Origin of the sequence: Rhizobium sp. SYY.PMSO (genome assembly GCF_046840415.1) — a bacterium.
GTDB lineage: Bacteria > Pseudomonadota > Alphaproteobacteria > Rhizobiales > Rhizobiaceae > Rhizobium.
In genome coordinates, this window is the sequence record NZ_CP177349.1 from 2,334,168 (window position 1) to 2,353,511 (window position 19,344).

At 63.1% G+C, this 19,344-nt stretch carries 16 protein-coding genes and 1 pseudogene; 13 read left to right on the forward strand and 4 right to left on the reverse strand.

The features are described from left to right. The first annotated feature begins 5 nt into the window (after window positions 1-5). From ACJJVH_RS11270 to ACJJVH_RS11300, 7 genes are all read left to right on the forward strand, one after another. Window positions 6-785 carry an SDR family oxidoreductase gene (locus tag ACJJVH_RS11270; RefSeq protein WP_113435571.1) on the forward strand — a complete coding sequence of 260 codons (780 nt, stop codon included), beginning with the start codon at window positions 6-8 and terminating at the stop codon, window positions 783-785. Between the two features lie 5 nt (window positions 786-790). Then, a complete protein-coding gene (locus ACJJVH_RS11275; RefSeq protein WP_113435570.1) occupies window positions 791-1,642 on the forward strand; it encodes an enoyl-CoA hydratase family protein in 852 nt (283 codons plus the stop codon). A gap of 4 nt (window positions 1,643-1,646) precedes the next feature. Next, the gene (locus ACJJVH_RS11280) at window positions 1,647-2,825 is read left to right on the forward strand and encodes an acyl-CoA dehydrogenase family protein (protein WP_113435569.1); all 1,179 of its coding nucleotides are present in this window, start codon (window positions 1,647-1,649) and stop codon (window positions 2,823-2,825) included. Between the two features lie 116 nt (window positions 2,826-2,941). After that, entirely contained in the window at window positions 2,942-4,123 is a 1,182-nt protein-coding gene (locus ACJJVH_RS11285) for an acyl-CoA dehydrogenase (RefSeq protein WP_412063929.1), read from the forward strand. Between the two features lie 8 nt (window positions 4,124-4,131). Next, window positions 4,132-4,563, forward strand: a complete 432-nt coding sequence (locus ACJJVH_RS11290) for an acyl-CoA thioesterase (protein ID WP_112802357.1) — start codon at window positions 4,132-4,134, stop codon at window positions 4,561-4,563. Continuing rightward, window positions 4,541-4,939 carry a RidA family protein gene (locus tag ACJJVH_RS11295; RefSeq protein ID WP_412063930.1) on the forward strand — a complete coding sequence of 133 codons (399 nt, stop codon included), beginning with the start codon at window positions 4,541-4,543 and terminating at the stop codon, window positions 4,937-4,939. The genes ACJJVH_RS11290 and ACJJVH_RS11295 overlap by 23 nt, the downstream gene beginning before the upstream one ends. Window positions 4,940-4,958: 19 nt before the next feature. Further along, a complete protein-coding gene (locus ACJJVH_RS11300; protein ID WP_412063931.1) occupies window positions 4,959-6,926 on the forward strand; it encodes a 3-hydroxyacyl-CoA dehydrogenase NAD-binding domain-containing protein in 1,968 nt (655 codons plus the stop codon). Between the two features lie 4 nt (window positions 6,927-6,930). Here ACJJVH_RS11300 and ACJJVH_RS11305 read toward each other — a convergent pair whose 3' ends face one another. From ACJJVH_RS11305 to ACJJVH_RS11315, 3 genes are all read right to left on the reverse strand, one after another. Further along, complete coding sequence (locus tag ACJJVH_RS11305) at window positions 6,931-8,142, reverse strand: adenylate/guanylate cyclase domain-containing protein (protein ID WP_112802364.1); 1,212 nt, start codon at window positions 8,140-8,142, stop codon at window positions 6,931-6,933. 157 nt (window positions 8,143-8,299) lie between these two features. Next, a complete protein-coding gene (locus ACJJVH_RS11310) occupies window positions 8,300-9,202 on the reverse strand; it encodes an SDR family oxidoreductase (RefSeq protein WP_412063932.1) in 903 nt (300 codons plus the stop codon). Between the two features lie 51 nt (window positions 9,203-9,253). Beyond that, window positions 9,254-9,994, reverse strand: a complete 741-nt coding sequence (locus ACJJVH_RS11315) for an SDR family oxidoreductase (RefSeq protein ID WP_412063933.1) — start codon at window positions 9,992-9,994, stop codon at window positions 9,254-9,256. Between the two features lie 121 nt (window positions 9,995-10,115). On the opposite strand from ACJJVH_RS11315, the gene ACJJVH_RS11320 reads away from it, so the two are divergent. From ACJJVH_RS11320 to ACJJVH_RS11330, 3 genes and pseudogenes are all read left to right on the forward strand, one after another. After that, the gene (locus ACJJVH_RS11320) at window positions 10,116-11,027 is read left to right on the forward strand and encodes a LysR family transcriptional regulator (protein ID WP_412063934.1); all 912 of its coding nucleotides are present in this window, start codon (window positions 10,116-10,118) and stop codon (window positions 11,025-11,027) included. Between the two features lie 137 nt (window positions 11,028-11,164). Continuing rightward, entirely contained in the window at window positions 11,165-12,511 is a 1,347-nt protein-coding gene (locus ACJJVH_RS11325) for an LLM class flavin-dependent oxidoreductase (protein WP_112802441.1), read from the forward strand. 13 nt (window positions 12,512-12,524) lie between these two features. Beyond that, a pseudogene (locus ACJJVH_RS11330) lies at window positions 12,525-13,066 on the forward strand (carboxymuconolactone decarboxylase family protein). A 220-nt stretch (window positions 13,067-13,286) separates the two neighbouring features. On the opposite strand, the gene ACJJVH_RS11335 reads toward ACJJVH_RS11330, so the two are convergent. Then, window positions 13,287-13,715, reverse strand: a complete 429-nt coding sequence (locus ACJJVH_RS11335) for an OsmC family protein (protein ID WP_112802372.1) — start codon at window positions 13,713-13,715, stop codon at window positions 13,287-13,289. Window positions 13,716-13,925: 210 nt separating this feature from the next. Here ACJJVH_RS11335 and ACJJVH_RS11340 point away from each other — a divergent pair, with 210 nt between their 5' ends. The 3 genes from ACJJVH_RS11340 to ACJJVH_RS11350 all read left to right on the forward strand — a co-directional run bounded on the left by ACJJVH_RS11340 (window position 13,926) and on the right by ACJJVH_RS11350 (window position 19,318). Further along, a complete protein-coding gene (locus ACJJVH_RS11340) occupies window positions 13,926-15,191 on the forward strand; it encodes a glycerate kinase (RefSeq protein ID WP_412063935.1) in 1,266 nt (421 codons plus the stop codon). Between the two features lie 581 nt (window positions 15,192-15,772). After that, complete coding sequence (ggt, locus tag ACJJVH_RS11345; protein ID WP_412063936.1) at window positions 15,773-17,515, forward strand: gamma-glutamyltransferase; 1,743 nt, start codon at window positions 15,773-15,775, stop codon at window positions 17,513-17,515. A 348-nt stretch (window positions 17,516-17,863) separates the two neighbouring features. Beyond that, window positions 17,864-19,318: an MFS transporter gene (locus ACJJVH_RS11350; protein ID WP_113383761.1), complete on the forward strand. Its 1,455-nt coding sequence runs from the start codon at window positions 17,864-17,866 to the stop codon at window positions 19,316-19,318. Window positions 19,319-19,344: the final 26 nt, after the last annotated feature.

The following is a 19,344-nucleotide window of genomic DNA, read 5'->3' on the forward strand; positions in this document are numbered from 1 at the left end:
ATGAGATGACGACTTCGGGCAAACTCGCCGGCCGTCACGCCCTCGTCACCGGGGCCGGCAGCGGCATCGGCGCCGCGATTGCCAGGGCGCTCGCGGCCGAAGGGGCTAATGTCAGCCTGGCGGGACGCCGCAGGGAGCCGCTGGAAGCGGTCGCCGCCGAACTCGGTGCGGCTGCATTCGTCGTCGATGGCTTCGATGTCACGAGCCCCGAAGCCGTGGCTCAAGGTCTCGCCAAGGCACGCGAAACATTCGGCCCGGTGGATATCCTCGTCAACAATGCCGGCGAAGCGCCGAGCGCGTCCTTCGAGAAGACGAGCCTCGATGCCTGGAACCACGTATTGTCGGTCGACCTGACAGGCGTTTTCGTGGTGACGCAGGCAGCCCTTTCCGACCTGAAAGCCTACGGCCCCGGCGCACGGATCATCAACGTCGCCTCGACGGCCGGCCTGAAGGGATATGGCTACGTTTCCGCCTATGTCGCCGCCAAACATGGCGTCGTCGGCCTCACCCGCTCGCTGGCGCTGGAACTTGCCAGAACCGGTATCACCGTCAATGCCGTCTGCCCCGGCTTCACCGACACGCCGATCATCCAGCGCTCGATCGAGACGATCGTCGCCAAGACCGGGCGTACGCCGGAACAGGCGCTTGCCGAGTTCACCAAGTCCAATCCGCAGGGACGGCTCGTCAAGCCGGAAGAGGTTGCAGATACCGTATCGTGGCTGGCATCGCCGGCCGCGGCATCGATCAATGGACAGGCAATCGCGATTGCCGGTGGAGAGGTTTGAACGCGATGAGCGATCGGGACATGACGATGAAGGGACATCTGAAGCCCTTCAAGGATTTGAAGCCTGAGCATTTCCTCTGGGATGTCAGCGAGGACGGCCGCGTCGCCACCATCCGTCTGAACCGCCCCGAGCGTAAGAATCCGCTGACCTTCGACAGCTACGCGGAGCTGCGCGATCTCTTCCGCGACCTCGTCTATGCATCGGATATCCGCGCCATCGTGCTGACCGGCGCCGGCGGCAACTTCTCCTCCGGCGGCGACGTCTTCGAGATCATCGAGCCTCTGACCCGCATGGCGATGCCGGAGCTTCTGGCTTTCACCCGCATGACCGGCGATCTCGTCAAGGCGATGCGCAAATGCCCGCAGCCGATCATCTCGGCAGTGGACGGCATCTGCGCCGGCGCTGGCGCGATCCTCGCCATGGCCTCCGATCTGAGGCTTGCGACGCCGGAAGCGAAGACCGCCTTCCTCTTCACCCGCGTCGGCCTTGCCGGCGCCGATATGGGCGCCTGCGGCATCCTGCCCCGCATCATCGGGCAGGGCCGCGCCGCCGAGCTTCTCTATACGGGCCGCTCGATGACGGCGGCGGAGGGACAGGCCTGGGGCTTCTATAACGGCCTGCACGCCAGCGCCGATCTGGAGCAGGAAGCAGTCAAGCTCGCCCGTTCGCTGGCCGACGGCCCCTGGTTCGCGCACGGCATGACCAAGACGATGCTGAACCAGGAATGGGCGATGGGCATCGACGAAATGATCGAATCCGAGGCGCAGGCGCAGGCGATCTGCATGGCGACGCAGGATTTCCGCCGCGCCTTCGAAGCCTTCGCCGCCAAGCGCCGGCCGGAATTCCAGGGGGATTGAACCAATGTCCACGGCAAGCAGCCTCCCCGGCCCGACCCGCGATCATCTGGATTGGCCCTTCTTCGAGGAGCGCCATCGCCGTTTCGCCGCCGAGGTCGATGCCTTCGCCAAGTCCGGCGTCATGGCTTCGATCGATCACGCGGATGTCGATGGCGCCTGCCGCAAGCTGGTCAAGGCGCTGGGCGAAGCCGGGCTTCTGACCGCCGCGACCGGGTCCTCCGACAGCGAACCGCTGATCGATTCCCGCATGGTCTGCCTCGCTCGCGAAACGCTCGCCTGGCACGACGGCCTTGCCGATTTCGCCTTCGCCATGCAGGGCCTCGGCACGGGCGCCATCGGCCTCTCCGGCTCGCCCGAATTGCGTTCGGCCGTTCTGCCCAAGGTGCGCTCCGGTGACTGGCTCTCTGCTTTCGCGCTGTCCGAAAAGGATGCCGGCTCCGATGTCGCGGCCATGAGCTGCGCCGCACGCCTCGACGGCGAGCACTATGTCCTTGATGGCGAGAAGACCTGGATTTCCAACGGCGGCATCGCCGATGTCTATACGGTCTTCGCCCGCACCGGCGAAGCGCCGGGAACGCGCGGCATCTCGGCCTTCGTCGTCTTCGCCGACGACCCCGGCTTCTCGATTGCCGAACGCATCGAGGTGATTGCGCCGCATCCGCTGGCGACGATCCGCTTCGACAATTGCCGTATTCCCGCCTCGCGCCGTCTCGGCGCGCCGGGCGAAGGCTTCAAGATCGCCATGCGCACGCTCGATATCTTCCGCGCTTCGGTCGCCGCCGCCGGCCTCGGTTTTGCCCGCCGCGCGCTTGATGAATCGCTTGCCCATGCGCGTGCGCGTCCGATGTTCGGCGCCACCCTTGCCGACCTTCAGTTGACGCAGGCCGCTCTCGGCGATATGGCGACCGGCATCGACGCGGCGGCATTGCTCACCTACCGGGCAGCCTGGCGTCGCGACGTGCAGCGCTTGCCGACGACGCGCGAGGCGGCCATGGCCAAGATGACGGCGACGGAAACCGCGCAGAGCGTCATCGACCGTGCCGTGCAGCTTTTTGGCGGGCGCGGCGTGAAGTCGGGCGAGATAACGGAAAAACTCTATCGGGAAATCCGCGCGCTTCGTATCTATGAAGGTGCGACGGAAGTTCAGAAACTCATCGTCGCGCGCGAACTTCTGAAGACCTAGGGCAATGCCGGGAAAAACGCCGAGCGGTTTCCCCCCGGGATTGCGTGAGACAAGGAAAATTGAGCAGTTCGGGGCCAACTGGACATATCGAACCGCTCCAATGGGAGATTAAGAGCATGAGCCGCGAGATTTTCGACTGGGCCGACCCGTTCCGGCTGACGGAGCAACTCACCGACGACGAACGCATGGTGCTGGACACGGCGCATTCCTATGCGCAGGAAAAGCTCGGCCCCCGCGTGCTCGAAGCTTTCCGCAACGAAAAGACCGATCCGGCGATCTTCCGCGAAATGGGCGAACTCGGCCTGCTCGGCCCGACGATCTCCCCCGAATATGGCGGTGCCGGCCTCAGCTACGTCGCCTACGGGCTGATCGCCCGCGAAGTCGAACGCGTCGACAGCGGCTATCGCTCGATGATGAGCGTCCAGTCCTCGCTCGTCATGGTGCCGATCGAGACCTTCGGTTCGGAAGCGCAGAAGCAGAAATACCTGCCGAAGCTTGCGACCGGCGAATGGATCGGCTGCTTCGGCCTGACCGAGCCGAACCACGGCTCCGATCCCGGCTCGATGGTCACGCGGGCAAAGAAGGTCGACGGCGGCTACAGCCTGACCGGCGCCAAGACCTGGATCTCCAACGCGCCGATCGCCGATGTCTTCGTCGTCTGGGCGAAGACCGAGGATGGACTCATCCGCGGCTTCATCCTTGAAAAGGGCTGGAAGGGCCTGTCCGCACCTGCCATCCACGGCAAGGTGGGCCTGCGCGCCTCCATCACCGGCGAAGTGGTCATGGACAATGTGTTCGTGCCGGAAGAAAACCTGCTGCCGAACGTTTCCGGCCTCAAGGGTCCCTTCACCTGCCTGAATTCGGCGCGTTTCGGCATTGCCTGGGGCGCGCTCGGCGCGGCTGAGGATTGTTATGCCAAGGCACGGCAATATGTGCTGGACCGCACGCAGTTCGGCCGGCCGCTGGCCGCCAACCAGCTCATCCAGAAGAAGCTCGCCGACATGGTGACGGAAATCACGCTCGGCCTGCAGGGTTGCCTGCGCCTCGGCCGCATGAAGGAAGAAGGCCATCCGCCCGTGGAACTGACCTCCATCCTAAAGCGCAACAGTTGCGGCAAGGCGCTGGATATCGCCCGCGCCGCGCGCGACATGCTGGGCGGTAACGGCATTTCCGATGAGTTCGGCGTCGCCCGCCATCTAGTCAACCTCGAAGTGGTCAATACCTACGAGGGCACGCACGACATTCACGCCCTCATCCTCGGCCGCGCCATCACCGGCATCGCCGCCTTTTCGAACTGAGGCCCGACGTGGCGTTCAAGACCATCAGACCTTTGCGTTTCGGAGATTGCGATCCCTCGGGGATCGCCTATTTCCCGTCCTATCTGAACATCCTCGTCGGGGTGTTGGAAGACTATTTTGCCTCGCTCGGCTTTCCCTGGAGAAAACTGATCGACGACCGCCGCCTCGGCGTGCCCACGGTGCGGCTCGATCTGACCTTCGTGAAGCCGGGCCTTCATGGCGACGATCTCGAATTCCTGCTGACGGTTCATGGCATCGGCCGCTCCTCGCTCGACCTGCAACATCAGGTCTCGGCGAACGGCCATGTGTTGTGGACGGCCAGGCACCGCGTCGTCGCCACCTCGCTCGATACGCATACATCCATTGAATGGCCGGAGGATCTCCGCGCCGCGCTGACCTCTCATCTGGAGAAAACCGATGCACACCATCCTGCAACCTGAAGGCTGGGCCAAGCCGATCGGCTATGCCAATGGCGTAGCGGCGACGGGCCGCACGGTGTTCGTCGGCGGCCAGATCGGCTGGAATGCCGATTGCGAATTCGAAAGCGATGATTTCGTCGAACAGGTGCGCCAGACGTTGAAGAATGTCGTCGCCATCCTTGCCGAAGGCGGCGCCGAGCCGAAGCACATCACCTCGATGACCTGGTATTTCACCGACAAGCAGGAATATCTCGGCAATCTGAAAGGCCTCGGTCAGGCCTATCGCGAGATCATCGGCCGGCACTTCCCGGCCATGGCTGCCGTGCAGGTCGTGGCGCTGGTCGAGGATCGCGCCAAGATCGAGATCCAGGCAACCGCCGTCATCCCGGAAGAATAGAGGACAGGCGGTCAAGGTCATGTCGGCATTGCGCTTTTCGGACACCATCTCGGCGACGCTGACCGACGAGGTGCTCGTCGTCACCATCGACAACGCGCCGGTCAACGCGCTTTCCGCCGATGTCAGGACCGGCCTGATGGCCGCGTTCGAGCACGCCGAGAAGGACGGCAATGTTGCCGCCGTCGTGCTGACGGGGGCAGGCAACAGCTTCATCGGCGGTGCCGACATCAAGGAATTCGGCAAGCCGCCGGTCGAGCCGCTTCTGCCCGATGTCATTGCCCGCATCGAGATCTTTGCAAAACCCGTTATCGCGGCGATCAATGGCGCCGCCCTCGGCGGCGGACTGGAAGTGGCGCTCACCTGCCACCGCCGCCTTGCCGCATCCGCCGCCAAGCTCGGGCTTCCCGAGGTCAAGCTCGGCATCGTGCCGGGTGCCGGCGGCACGCAGCGCCTGCCGCGCCTGATCGGCATCGCGGCCTCCATAGATATGATCGCCAACGGTCGCATCATATCCGCCGCCGAAGCCCGCAAGTTCGGTATCGTAGATGAGGTGGCCAAGGGTGAGCTGATCCCTGAAGCCATTGCCGATGCGAAATCCGCCATCGCCGCCCCCATACGCCGCACCGGATCGCTGACGGTTCAGCCGGAAGCTCCCGAGGCGGTCGACAAGGCAGCAGCCGATGCATTGCGCAAGGCGCGCGGTCAGCGCGCGCCGGCAGAAGCCGTCCGCCTCGTGCGTCTGGCGGCAACCGCCTCCCTTTCGGATGGTCTTGCCGAGGAGCGACGCACCTTCATCGCGCTGCGCGACAGCGAAGAGGCGGCCGCACTGCGCCATGTCTTCTTTGCGGAACGCGCAGCCGGCAAGGTCGACGGGCTCGATGCTGTCACTCCGCGCCGGATCGAAACCGTCGGCATCGTCGGCACTGGCCTCATGGGATCCGGGATTGCCGTCTCGGCGCTCAACGGCGGCTACCGTGTCATTGGCGTCGAGCAGACCGGCGAAGCGGCCGAAAAGGGACGCGAACGCATTACCGGCCTCATCGACAAGGCGGTGCAATCCGGTCGCCTCGATGCTGCCGGCCGTGACGATCGCCTTAGCCGCCTGACGGTGACGGCGCAAATGCAGGAACTGGCGAAGGCCGATATCGTCATCGAAGCCGTCTTCGACGATCTCGCCGTCAAGACCGAACTGTTCCAGCGCCTCGATGACATCGTTCGCGCCGATGCGATCCTCGCGACCAATACGAGCTATCTCGATCCGGATACGATTGCCGCGGCCACCAGGCTGCCGGCGCGCGTCGTCGGGCTGCATTTCTTTTCGCCCGCCAACATTATGCGGCTGCTTGAGGTGGTGAACTGCAAGGAGACCGCGCCCGACGTGCTGGCGACGGCCCTTGCCTTCGCAAAACGGCTGGGCAAGCTGCCCATCGTCTCCGGCGTCACCGAAGGCTTCATCGGCAACCGCATCTTTTCCGCCTATCGCCGCGAAGCCGAATATATGCTCGAAGACGGTGCCTCGCCGCAGGAGATCGATGCCGCGCTGGAAGCCTATGGTTTCCCGATGGGCCCATTCGCCGTCTTCGACATGGCCGGTCTGGAAATCGCCTGGGCGCGCCGCAAGCGGCAAGCCGCAACCCGTGACCCGAATGAGCGTTACGTCGTCATCGCCGACCGGCTCTGCGAGGCCGGACGCTTCGGCCAGAAGTCCGGTCGCGGCTGGTATGCCTATCCCGATGGCAAGCGCACCGTCGATCCGGCAGTGACGGCGATGATCGAGGCCGCGCGGGCCGAAAAGGGTATCACGCGGAAGCATTTCACCGCCGAAGAGATCGTCGCCCGGCTGTTGAAGGCCATGGTCGCCGAAGGAGAGAAGTTGCTTTCGGAAAGCATCGCCGCCCGCGCAAGCGATATCGATCTCGTGATGATCAACGGCTACGGCTTTCCCGCGAGCAAGGGCGGCCCGATGTTTGCCTCCGGCCGCCGTTAAACGGCTACGCAGCCGAGGAGAGCAGCGTGAACAGTTCCTGCGGCCGCTTGACGCCACGCAGCGCATAACGCCCGACGGAAACTAGGTCGTTGCTCTGCTGGCCCGAAAGCGCCTCGACGAAATTCGACGACATCAGAATATTGCGATCGGCCGAACGGCACATCGAGGCGATACGGCTGACCTCGTTGACGGCCGGCCCGATGACCGTGAAGTCCAGGCGATCCATGCTGCCGATATTGCCATAGAAGACATCGCCGATATGCAGGCCGAGATAGACGTCCGTCACCGGCCTGCCTTCGATCTGCCGCTGCGAGTTCAGGTCGCTGAGGCGTTGGCGCAGCAGCGATTCCGCCATCAGCGCGGCAGTGCAGGCATCGGCGGAATTCCTGGCCTTGAAGATCGCCAGCGTACCGTCGCCGATCAGCTTCAGCACGTTGCCGCCCGCCTCGTGGATCGAGGAGATGACCGCATCCGCATAGGCGTTCAGCATGGGAATGATTTCGTCGGGCTCGGCCGTATCCGAGATGCGCGTGTAGTTGGCGAGATCGGAGAACCAGAGCGCCGCCGAGATCCGTTCCGTCTTGCCGCGCGTGATCTTGCCTTCGAGCACATGCCGGGCCGCGTCCTCGCCGAGATAGACCTCGGCAATGGTGCGGGCGATGCGGCTCATGCCGGTGCACTTGATTGCCAGCGCCAGCGCCGGCGTCAGCTTGCGCAGCACGCGCAAATCTTCTTCCAGGAACCCCATTTCGGCGGCCGTGGCGAAGTTGGAATAGAAGCAATCCATCTCGCCGATCGTACCGCCCTCTTCGAAACGGTGCACCATGGCGATGTAATCGGTATGCCCATCGGCGAGCAGCGTGTCGAGCCCGAAGAAATCGATCGGGTCGCCAAAACCGATACGCCGGCGCACCTCGTCTCCCCCCGTCGACAACATGTGATAGAAGGCGGAACGCTGCCAGTTCTCGGAGGCGATGCCCTGGTGCGATGGACCGTATTCGAACTCACGTTCGATTACCTGGTTGCCGTCCCAGCGGAAGGCGCGGCCTTCATAGACCGGATGCAGCGTATCCATCAGCGCCATGGCCCGATCGACGTTGAGGCCATGCTGACGGCATTGCTCGCAGAAACCCGACAGGATATCGGCTTCCGCCACCCCTTTCAGGCCGGCCTGCATGAGCCAGCTGGCAATTTCGCCGATGTCCTTCGCGTCCATGGATGTCTCCCGACCCTTTGAAGGATTCGCTTTAGTACGAAACGAATAGGCTTGGAATGCCGTACGAAGCAAAATAGCCCCGATACAAGCGACAGATCGCCGCCTCTGTGGCACAGAAGCGGCGATTTGACACGTTAGAAGCGCAGCAGCGGGAGCCTCAGGCCTTCGCATGCGGCGTCAGCAGGTCTTCCAGGCCGATGCGCCGGAAAAGCTCCGCCCGGACACGATCGGCAACACCATTGACGATTTCCGCGCCGTCCTCGGCGGGATCTATATGGGTGCGGAACGGGCGCGTGCCAAACGGCATGTCGACGACATCGGCGATCGCGGCCGCAACCGAAGCGGCATCGGCATCCGCCGGCTCCAGCGAAGCAAGCCCCTTCAGCGCCTGGTCGGGCACGCCGGCATAGGGGCCGTCATCGTATTCGGCGGCCCGGGCCTTGTCGGCCGGCGAACCGGAATGGGCAAAATGGTTCGTCCCCTTCGTAAAGGCGCCGGGCACGATGATGGCGGTCTCGATCCCCCAGCGGGTCAGCTCCGAAGCGTAGGAGACGGCAAGCGAGTCCATGGCCGCCTTGGCAGCGAAATACGGGGAGAGATAGGGCGGCGTGCCGCCGCGCGTGCTGGAGGAGGATACCCAGACGACCAGCCCTTTTCCTTGCTTGCGCATGTGGGGCAGCACGGCGCGATTGACGCGCTGGGTGCTGAGCACATTGATGTCGTAGAGTTCGGCGAACTGCTCCGGCGTGAAGGCTTCCGCCGGGCCGAAGGACATATGGCCGGCATTGTGGATGATGGTGTCGATGCGGCCCTGCTCGGCGATGACGGCGGCAATGCCGGCCTCGACGGAGGCGTCCGATGCGACGTCAAGCTCGACGGTTCTGAGATCGACGCCGTTCTCTTCGGCGAATGCAGCTGCCGCCGCGACCTGCCCGGCATTGCGCCCCTTGGTTTCGCGGATGCCGGCATAGACCGTGTGTCCTGCCTTGGCGAGGGCGCGTGCCGTCAGGGCGCCGAAGCCGCTCGATGCTCCCGTGATGACGATGACTTGTTTGCTCATGATCCTGCTCCTTTCCTGGATCGGCTGTTGCTGGCGATGGCTACGGGTGTCTCAGATCATGCCGCCATTGGCGCGCAGCGTCTGGCCGTTGATCCAGCCGCCATCGGGACCGACGAGGAAGGAGACCGCCGCGGCAATATCCTGCGGCGTGCCCAGGCGCTCGAGCGGGTTCATCTTGGCCATGCGGTCGATGAGTTCGTCGCTCTTGCCGTTCAGGAAGAGATCCGTCGCCGTCGGACCGGGCGCGACGGCGTTGACGGTGATCGACCGGCCGCGCAATTCCTTCGCCATGATGCCCGTCAGCAGTTCGACCGCCGCCTTCGTCGCGGCATAGACGCCGTAGGTTTCGAGCTTGAGACCGACCACGCTGGTCGAGAAATTGACGATGCGGCCGCCGTCGCGCAGGCGCTTGCCGGCTTCGCGCAACGTGTTGAAGGTGCCCTTGAGGTTGATGGCGATATGGCGGTCGAAATGCGCGTCGTCCGCATCGGCGATCCTGGCGAGCTGCATGATCCCGGCATTGTTGACCAGCACGTCGACGCCGCCGAAGGCAGCCTCTGCCGCATCGAACATGCGGCGCACGGCTTCGACATCGGAAACATCGGCTTTCGCGGTCAGCGCCTTGCCGCCTTTTGCCTCGATCCTGCGGGCAAGTTCCTCGGCGGCGGCTTCGCTGCCGGCGTAGTTGATAACGACGGTGAAACCATCCTCGGCCAAACGCTCCGCAATAGCCGCGCCGATGCCGCGGGATGCGCCGGTGATGATCGCTACCTTATTGGAATTGCTGCTCATTTTCCTCATCCTTCTTTGCTTTGCGCCATAGCGCCTTTCGATGAGGAGAAGATGCCCCTTTTCAGGATGCGGATAATCAGCCATTAATCGCCATCACTATCCGGAATTGTCGAATAAAAAGATGGACAGATTCGATGCCATGCGAGTGTTTTGCCGGGTCGTCGAGCGGCGCAGCTTCACGCTTGCCGCCGAAGACACCGGCCTGCCCCGCTCGACGGTGACGGATGCGATCAAGCGGCTTGAGGCGCGGCTCGGCGTGCGCCTGCTGCAGCGCACGACGCGGCACGTCAGCCCGACGCTGGATGGAGAGGCCTATTACCAGCGCTGCCTGCGCATCCTCTCCGATATCGAGGATGCCGAAGGCGCCTTCGCCGGCGCCAGGCCGAAGGGCGTGCTGCGCGTCGACGTACACGGAACGCTCGCCCGGCACTTCGTCCTTCCGAACCTGCCTTCATTCCTCGAAACCTATCCCGATATCGAATTGCAGATCACCGAGGGCGACCGGTTCGTCGATCTGATCCGCGAGGGCATCGACTGCGTGCTGCGCGTCGGCACGCTTCAGGATAGCGACATGATCGGCAGGCGTGTCGCGATGCTGGAGGAAGTCACGCTTGCGGCGCCCGCCTATGTCGAGCGCTTCGGCATGCCGACTCATCCGGATCAGCTCGACGGCCATCGCATGGTCGGCTTCCGCTCTTCCGCCACGGGCGGATTGCTGCCGCTGGAATTCCAGATCGGCGGCACCGTGCGTGAAATCACACTGCCCGCCACTATTTCCGTCAATGCGGCCGAGAGCTATTTCGCTGCGGCCAGGCTCGGCCTCGGCCTGATCCAGGTTCCGCGCTATCACGCGGAAGAAGCGCTGCAATCCGGCGAGCTGCTCCATATCCTGCGGAAATATCCGCCGACGCGAACGCCCGTCTCGATGCTCTATCCGCGCAGCCGCCAGCTTTCGCCGCGCGTCCGCGTCTTCATCGAATGGCTGGTCAAAATATTTGGCGAACAGAACAACGCCAAAATACGGGCTGGATGATTATTCCATAAAAGCGATCAAATAAATGAAATCGGCTCTTTGAATGCGTCAGGGCCGCGCCTACGTCGTAATGCATCATTCCGCTGGCGATGCCGCTCCGGCGGCGCGATAGCCTGACGACCTTCGAGAGAGAGCCGATGACCGAACAGAAGCAATTGAAGCTCGGCGCCTTCATGCGCCCCGTCAGCCTGCATACCGGTGCCTGGCGCTATCCCGGCGCCTACCCGGATGCCAACTTCAATTTCAAGCATATCAAGAGCTTCGCCCAGGAGCTGGAAAAAGCGAAGTTCGATGCCTTCTTCATGGCCGACCACCTGGCGGTTCTCAACATGCCGATCGAGGCGTTGAAGCGCAGCCAGACCGTGACGTCCTTCGAGCCTTTCACCCTGCTTTCGGCGCTCGCCGCCGTCACCGACAGGATCGGCCTCGTTGCGACGGCATCCACCACCTTCGACCTGCCCTATCACATCGCCCGCCGCTTCGCCTCGCTCGACCACATCAGCGGCGGCCGCGCCGGCTGGAACATCGTCACCACGTCCAATCCGGACGCCGCCCTCAATTTCGGCCTCGAAGAGCATATGGAGCATGGCGAGCGCTACCATCGCGCCCGCGAGTTCTACGATGTCGTCACCGGCCTGTGGGACAGTTTTGCCGACGACGCCTTCATCCACGATGCCGAAAGCGGCATCTTCTTCGATCCGGAACGCATGCATGTCCTCGGCCACAAGGGCGAGGAACTCAGCGTCCGCGGCCCCCTCAATATCGCCCGCCCGCCGCAGGGCTGGCCGGTCATCGTGCAGGCGGGGCAATCGGACGCCGGCCGCCAGCTTGCCGCGGAAACTGCCGAAGCGGTTTTCGCCGCCCCCCGCAATCTTGCCGACGGCAAGGCGATCTTCGCCGATATCAAGGGGCGGATGAAGGCGATCGGCCGCAATCCAGATCACCTGAAGATCCTGCCCGCCGCCTTCATCGTCGTCGGCGACACCATCGAGGAGGCAAAAGCCAAGCGGGCGAAGCTCGACAGCCTCGTCCACTACGACAGCGCCATCGCATCGCTTTCGATCGCACTCGGGCACGATGCCTCCGGATTCGACCCCGACGGCCCCCTGCCGGAAATTCCCGAGACCAATGCCAGCAAGAGCGGACGCGAACGCGTCATCGCCCTTGCCGAGACCGAAAAGCTGACCGTGCGCCAGCTTGCCCAGCGGCTCGGCGGCTACGCCGGCCTCGCTTTCGTCGGCACGCCTGAGACCATTGCCGACGAGATGGAAAAGTGGCTGCATGAGGAAGGTTCGGATGGCTTCAACGTCGTCTTCCCCTTCCTGCCGCAGGGCCTGCTTGACGTGACCACCCGTGTTGTTCCAGAGCTTCAGCGACGCGGCATCTTCCGTCGCGACTACGAAGGCACGACATTGCGCGAACATCTGGGCTTGCCGCGCCCGGAGAACCGCTTCTTCAAGGCAACGGCTGCGGCAGCGCAGTAAGAGAGACATGAAAATGAGCCATATCACCCCGATCGACTATGAAACCGCTTCCGAGGCCGTGCGCGCCGAACATGATCGCGAGGTGCAGCTGCGCGGCCGCATGACGAACATGAAGCGGACGCTGCTGCATTCGCCAGTGGCGCATCGCATCTATGCGGAGTGGTTTCCCTTGCGCGAAGAGCTGCGCCCGGCGCTGGACGACCGCGCCGTCTGGCTGCTTTGCCAAGCTATCGCGATCGAATGCCGCTCGATCATCCCCTCGGTTTCTTCAGGCGCGCGCTCATCAATGCCGGCCTGACGCCGGAAACGATCGTGCCGACCGAAGATGAGGCCCTGCTGATCGAATTTGGCAAGGCGATCGTCAGGGATTCCAATGCCATTCCGGAAGAGGTCTGGACACGGCTTAAAGCACGCTACGACGAACCGACACTCGCCAATCTCGTGGCTTTCGCGGGGATTATGATCGCCACTGCGATCTACAACAATGCCGTCAAGGTAGATATCGATCCGGAGCTTGGCCCCTATCTCGAAGGATTTCAGTTTCCCACGAAATAGAATGGCCCCTCACCCCAGCCCTCTCCCCGTTTTGACGGGGAGAGGGCGATCCTGCCAGATCACGCCGCCCAGCGGCCAAATAAGAAAATTGATCTCCGTACCTCGCCCAACTCCGCGAGCAGAGAGGGATGGTGATAGCGCGGCTGTCCCCTTCTCCCCGTCCAAAACGGGGAGAAGGTGCTCGCCCTTCGACAAGCTCAGGGGGCGGATGAGGGGCTATTTATCCCGATATCGTCGTCGAAAACTGCGGATTGCCGCGGATCGTGTTGCTCACGGTGCAGATTTCATCTTCGGCCGCATGGGCGATCGCGTTGCGGATCTCATCGCTGAAATCGCCCTTGATGATGAAAGCGATGTTGAACTTTTCCACGCGAGAAAGCCCTTCGGCAGCCTTTTCGCCTGTGACGACGGCAGTCACTTCGGTCAGTTTGTCGAGCACGCCGAGACTGCTTGCCGCCATGCGGGCGCTTAAGACCAGACAGGCGGAGAGTGACGAATAAAGCAGATCGAGCGGGTTGAAACCGGGCTGCGACGGCGAGGTGACGATGTCGATCTCACCGCCCGTCACCGAGGTCACATGCGGAAAACCGGTGCGGCCGAGCGTAGCGGTGGCGCCGGTCTGTCTTGTCTTCACTTTCAGTTCTGCCATGTCGAAAATCCTTGAAATAAAGCCGTGAAACCCTTTCCTTCTACATAGAGATTCTTCGCGCCGGACACAATTGCCGTTCCCGCCCCTTGCGTCTTCCAACCAGTTAAGCCACCAAATGGTTACAGGCTCTTAGTGCAATTCCAGGAAAAGTGCGGTGTGGTTTTCCGTCCGGAATTGCGTACAAACGCTCCAGCAGACAGGCACTTCGACATGACCGTTTCCGATCCACGCGCCTTCCTGACTTCGCTGTTCGATGCCGCCGTTCGCGCGGCCGATCCGCTGGCCGGCATCCGCGCGCATCTGCCGGCCAGGCCGAAGGGTCGGACGATCGTCATCGGCGCCGGCAAGGGTTCCGCACAGATGGCCGCAGCCTTGGAACAATGCTGGGACGGCCCGCTGGAAGGACTTGTCGTGACGCGGTACGGCTTTTCCGCTCCTTGCCGCCGGATCGAGATCATCGAAGCGGCTCATCCGGTGCCGGACGAAGCAGGGCTTACCGCCTCCCGCCGGCTTCTGAAACTCGTCGAGGGCCTGACAGAGGACGATCTGGTGATCGCCCTGATATCGGGCGGCGGCTCGGCGCTGCTGCCGTCGCCGGCCGGCGCGCTCAGCCTTGCCGACGAGATTGCCGTCAATAAGGCGCTGCTCGCCTCCGGCGCCCCGATTTCGGCGATGAACGTCATCCGCAAGCATCTATCGGCCATCAAGGGCGGCCGCTTGGCGACCGCTGCCCATCCCGCCAAGGTCGTCTCTCTCGTCGTTTCGGATATTCCCGGCGACGATCCGGCTCTGGTGGCATCCGGCCCGACGGTGCCGGGCGCGGGCACGCGCGCCGAAGCGCTCGACCTCATCCGCCTCTACCGCATCGAACTGCCGCCGGCCGTTCTCGCCCATATCGAGAAAGCCGAGGCGGATGCGCCGCGCCCGGACGATCCGCGTTTTGCCGGCAACGAAGTGCATCTCATCGCGTCCGCCGGCGTCTCGCTGGACGCCGCCGCCGAGGTGGCGCGGGCCGTCGGGATCGAGGCGGCCATACTCTCCGACGCCATCGAGGGCGAAGCGCGCGAAGCCGCCCATGTTCACGCCGCCATCGCCCGCGAGGTGCTTCACCGCAACCGCCCCTTCGCCAGGCCCATCGTGCTCCTATCCGGCGGCGAAACGACGGTGACGCTGAAAGGAAAGGGCAAGGGCGGGCGAAACTCCGAATTCCTATTGTCGCTGGCGATCGATATCGACGGCCACACCGGCATTCACGCCATGGCGGCCGATACGGATGGTATCGACGGCAGCGAGGACAATGCAGGCGCCTTTGCCGATGCGGGCACGGTGGCGCGGCTGCGCGAGGCCGGACTGGTGCCGGCCGACATGCTGGCGAACAACGATGCCTGGACGGCCTTCAACGCGATCGGCGATCTCTTCGTGCCCGGCCCGACAGGAACCAACGTCAATGACTTCCGCGCCATCCTGATCGTCTAGATCCGCAACGCAGCCCGATATCAGGCGGTGACACTGCAATCATCGCAGCGCCAGTAGATCGCCGCCATCGACGACCATCGAAAGAAGTGCCGGCTGCAATGGCCGCACTCGATTTCAATAACATGCGTCCTTTCGGAAACGATGAGCGGCTTGACCTTCGTCAAGCGCTCGCTATTCCTCTGCTCCAGCTTCATCACAGCCATCATGGCCCCCCACGCAATACCTGGAGCGATTCCGCTTCCTTCGAATCGCGAAAACGCTCCATCCTTTTGTCTTCACGCAACTCCGGACGGAAAACCGTTCCGCACCTTTCCCGGAATTGCTCTCGCCTTGCTCGAGAGCCTATTCAGTAGCATCGACTAATAACTAAAATGTTGCACCTGTGACGTCATCTCGCACATTGGGCCGACGCCGCCGCCGCCAATGCGCATGCGCGGCGCCGCGCCGGTGGGCCCCATCCGCCGGGCGTGTATCGGCCGGATCCGAAAAATTGTGACGGCGGATATCGCCATTTTCCCGCTAGGCACCATGTCATTTAAGGGGCATTTTCCATCAATATGACAACGGGAGGCATAACCATCATGCGCCAGTTCCACCAGCGGGTGATTTCGTCCGTAACCCTGGTCACATTCGCGCTCTTTTCGGTCACGGCCAAAGCCGCCGCACCCCCGCCGGTCGAGGCGGAGCACGGCATGGTCGTCACGGCACAGCATCTGGCGACCGATGTCGGCGTCGAAGTGCTGAAAAGCGGCGGCAATGCCGTCGATGCGGCCGTTGCCGTCGGCTATGCGCTTGCCGTGGTCTATCCGACTGCCGGCAATATCGGCGGCGGCGGCTTCATGACCATCCGCCTGCGGGACGGCAAGACGACTTTCCTCGATTTCCGCGAGCGCGCACCGCTCGCCGCCACCAAGGGCATGTATCTCGACGACAAAGGCAATATCGTCAAAGGCGCAAGCACGGACGGCTATCTCGCCGTCGGCGTTCCCGGCTCGGTCATGGGCTTCGAGACCGCCCGCGAGAAATACGGCACGAAATCCCGCCAGGATCTGATGGCGCCGGCCATTCGTTACGCCAAGGAAGGCTTCACGCTGAACCAGGCCGATGCGGCGGAGCTCAACGAGGGCAGGAAGTGGCTCTCGCGCGATCCGGCCACCGCCGCGATCTTCACCAAGGCGGACGGCAAGCCCTTCGCCGCAGGCGATACGCTGACGCAGCCGGACCTCGCCAATGCCCTTTCCGGCATTTCGGATCAAGGGCCGGACGGCTTTTACAAGGGCCCGGTCGCCAACGCCATCGTCAAGGCGAGCCAGGACAAGGGCGGCATTCTCGCAAATCAGGATTTCGAACAATACAAGGTGCGCGAACTCGATCCGGTGAAGTGCGACTATCGCGGCTATCAGATCATCTCCTCGCCGCCGCCCTCTTCCGGTGGCGTCATCATCTGTGAAATCCTCAACGTGCTGGAAGGCTATCCGCTCTCCTATACCGGCTACGGCTCGGCCGACACCGTGCATTTCATGGTCGAGGCCATGCGCTACGCCTACGTAGACCGCAACTCGGCCCTCGGCGATCCGGATTTCGTCGACAATCCCGTTAGCAAACTCCTCGACAAGGCCTATGCCCAGAAGATCCGCAACAGCATCGACCCGTACAAGGCCGGCGTTTCCAAGGACCTGATGCCGAAGGGCCTCGGCGAGAGCCACGAGACGACGCATTATTCGATCATCGACAACGACGGCAACGCCGTCGCTGTCACCTACACGCTGAACGGCTCCTTCGGGGCGGGCGTCGTCGCACCCGGCACGGGCATTCTCCTGAACAACGAGATGGACGACTTCACCTCAAAGCCCGGCGTGCCCAATCTCTACGGTCTCGTGCAGGGCGAGGCCAACGCCATCCAGCCGAAGAAGACGCCGCTGTCTTCCATGAGCCCGACGATCATCGCCAAGGACGGCAAGCCCTTCATGGTCATCGGCAGCCCCGGCGGTTCGCGCATCATCACCATCACGCTCGAGGCGATCATCAACGTCATCGACTTCGGCATGAACATCCAGGAAGCGATCGATGCGCCGCGCATCCATCATCAATGGCTGCCGGATAAGGTCTATATGGAGCCGCACGCGCTTTCGCCCGATACGGTCAAGCTTCTGACCGGCATGGGCTATACGGTTCAGGTAGACAACGACTGGCCGATCTGGGGGCAGTCCGCCGGCATTCTCGTCGGCGGCAAGAGCCTCGGCGACATCGCCAAGGGCGGCGGCGCCCGCTACAACGGCGCCATGGACAGCCGCGCCGGCTCCGGACTGGCAGCCGGCTACTGATCGCCCGCCCGATACCGATGAATGAGGCCGGTGCCGCTATCCCCGGCACCGGCCTCTTCCGGCGTAAATGCCTGACGGAACAAGCACATTATCTTACGTCGCAAAACCAAGCGTGAGCGTTTCGGCGGGATATCCGGCCCATTCATTCACCTCGCGTTCATTTGTTGCGCGTTTTGGCCGTACGTGCGTTATTTTTTTCATCCCATCAATAAGATTTGCGATTTCTGATATGGAAATCGCGCCGATGCGGGAGTATACAAACCGCCGTTCAAACAGGCCTTCGCGCCGTGACCAGACTTGCGGTTCTGTCTTACGACCCCACCGCCCCATCGAGAGCGATCCCCGACAATGTCGGATCAGATATTCCAGGCCGCCCACGTCAGGCGGGCCGCACCGAATTTTCGTGTAGTGGCGCTTATTGTAGCAAGCGCGATGTTCATGGAGCAGCTTGACGCGACCGTGCTCGCGACGGCCCTTCCGACCATGGCAAGAGACTTCGGCGTCAGCGCGCCGGCCATGAGTATCTCGCTGACGTCGTATCTTCTCAGCCTCGCGATCTTCATTCCCGCCAGCGGCGCCATTGCCGACCGCTTCGGATCGCGCACCGTCTTCCGCTCCGCCATCGCGGTTTTCGTCGTGGGATCGCTTCTGTGCGCGCAGGCTCCGAACCTGTTCTTCCTCGTGCTCGCGCGCCTGCTGCAGGGTCTTGGCGGCGCGATGATGCTGCCCGTTGGACGTCTCGTGCTGATGCGCAGCGTCGCCCGCAAGGACATGGTCAACGCCATGTCCTGGCTGCTGATCCCGGCGCTTGTCGGCCCGATCCTCGGCCCGCCCGTCGGCGGCATGTTCGTCACCTATCTCGACTGGCGCTGGATCTTCTACATCAACGTGCCGATCGGCATCATCGGCTTCATCCTGGTGACGATGTTCATCGAGGAGGTGAAAGGTCCGCGCACCGGCCGCTTCGATCTCTCGGGCTTTATCCTCTCGGGCATTTCGCTCGGCTCGCTGCTCTTCGGTTTCGAAATGTCGAGCCGCGAGGGCGAAGGCTACCTGGCCGTCTTCCTCATCTCCATCGGCCTGCTGTTTGGCATCGCCTATCTGCGCCACGCCCGCAAGCATCCCTCGCCGATCATGGATTTCTCGCTGATGAAGGTGCCGACATTCCGCACCTCGGTCATCGCCGGATCGCTGACGCGCATCAGCCAGGGCGCCCATCCCTTCCTGATCCCCCTGATGCTGCAGCTCGGCTTCGGCCTTTCGGCGGCCGCCGCCGGCCAGATCGCCATTGCGACCGCGCTGGGCTCCATGGCCATGAAGCCGTTCCAGGTGCACATTCTGCGCAAGCTCGGCTTCCGCACGGCCCTCATCATTTTCGGCCTGATCGGCACGCTCGGCTACGGCATGTGCGCGATCTTCAAGCCCGACTGGCCGCTGTCGGTCATCTTCGTGATCCTGTTCTTCTGCGGCTTCTTCATGTCGTTCCAGTTCACGGCCTACAATACGATCGCCTATGACGAGATCGAGCGCGACCGCATGAGCATCGCGACCAGCTTCTACTCGACCTTCCAGCAGTTGATGCTCTCGCTCGGCATCTGCGTCGCCGCCCTTGCCCTGCATGGCTCGATGCAATTCTTCGGCCACGCAAAAGCCGAGATGGCCGATTTCTCCATCGCCTTCATCGTCGTTACGGCCATCGCCCTTCTTGCTGTGATCTGGAACGCCAGCTTCTCGCGCAGCGCCGGCTCTGAAATCAGCGGCCATCGCCGCAAATCGCCGGAAGACAGCCTCGGCGAGCATTGACGCTCGCCACCGGCCGGCGCAGACAA